The sequence below is a fragment of the Salinarimonas sp. NSM genome (assembly GCF_052380005.1).
Taxonomy (GTDB): Bacteria; Pseudomonadota; Alphaproteobacteria; order Rhizobiales; family Beijerinckiaceae; genus Salinarimonas.
Genome location: NZ_JBQTCJ010000126.1, coordinates 1 through 1249, shown reverse-complemented (window position 1 = coordinate 1249; position 1249 = coordinate 1). Strand labels below are relative to the sequence as shown.

Sequence of the window (1249 nt, the reverse complement as noted above, 5' to 3'; positions counted from 1 at the left end):
AGGATTCCTCTGCGAAACGGCGTTGTCCGCCGCCGTCGGCTCTCGGGAGGCGTTTTTTCGAGCGCCGGTGTTTGCGGACGGTCCCGCGCCGGCACCGCGCGCGATGCGCTGCTCCGGTTCGGAGGGCTTCGGACACCCGTGTGGACGTCCGACGCGGTGTCGCGGCCGGCGCTCATGCGCTCGCCGGCGCCTCTCGACGCTGTTCTCGGCGCTCGATCAGACGCAAGGCGCGTTTGAGGTTGTAGACCGTCACCGCCGCGACGGCGTCCGCGCTCACCGTGCCGAGACGATGACATCGGGCGCGTGCCTGGCCGTAGAGGCGCTTCACTACGCTGAAGACGCTTTCGACCGGGGCCCGGCGGCGGGAGATCAGCTCATTGTGACGCTCCTTCCAACGCGGCAGCTCCTGACCGTTGCTGGTGCGTCGGTGCATGATCCGTGGCTTGATGCCGGCCGCGGCGAGGCGCTCGCGGCGTGCTTTCTGCGTGTAGCCGCGATCGCCGTAGACCGCCCGCTCGTCGCCGCAGATCAGCGCGTCGGCGGCCTCGCTGTCCGACACGCAATTGGGCGTCACCACGATCCGGCGCACCAGGAGCGACTTCTCGTCGACGCCGATCGACTGCTTGTAGCCGAAATAGCTCTTGTTGTTCTTGCGCGTGAAGGTCGCGTCCGGAGAGTGCGGGCTGCGCGCCTGCGCACCACCCTTCTCGAAGGACGGCTTGCGGTGGGCGGCCTCGGTCAGCGTCGCGTCGATCAGCGTGCCCTTCTTGACGATCAGTCCCTTCGCCTCGAGCTGCGTGTTGATCGCCTCGAAGCAGGCCTCCAGAAGCCCCGCCCGCGCCGCGTCGTGGCGGAAGCGCAGAATCGTGGTCTCGTCGGGCGTGCGCTCGTCGAGGCCGAAGCCGCAGAAACGGCGGAACGACAGCCTGTCGAGCAGCGCCGCCTCCAGCTGCGGATCGGACAGCGCGTAGAGCGACTGCAGATAGAGCGCTTTCAGCATCGCCAGCGCCGCGAAGGGCGGACGACCCGTCTGCCCTTTCCGCAGCTCCCGCGCTCGCGCCTCCAGCGGCGCCCAATCGATCAGAGCATCGATCGCCTCCAGCGGCTTGTTGGAACCCAGGCGAGGACCGGTGAAGTGATCGGCGAAACTCATCTGAGACGGCGCCATGACGAATCTCCGAAAATCGACCCGACGTCAGTGAATCACAACGGCAAGCCAGAACAAGGCGGAGTTTCGCAGAGGAATCCT

Annotated in this window: 1 protein-coding gene; it reads right to left on the bottom strand. The window is 67.2% G+C overall.

The window, feature by feature from the left end; translation table 11 throughout:
• Nucleotides 1-172: 172 nt before the first annotated feature.
• Entirely contained in the window at nucleotides 173-1168 is a 996-nt protein-coding gene (locus tag ACTZWW_RS22640) for an IS5 family transposase (protein ID WP_444783222.1), read from the bottom strand.
• Nucleotides 1169-1249: the final 81 nt, after the last annotated feature.

Coding starts and splice junctions, on each gene's coding strand:
- ACTZWW_RS22640 (WP_444783222.1), bottom strand. CDS start 1,168: ATGGCGCCGTCTCAGATGAGTTTCGCCGATCACTTCACCGGTCCTCGC.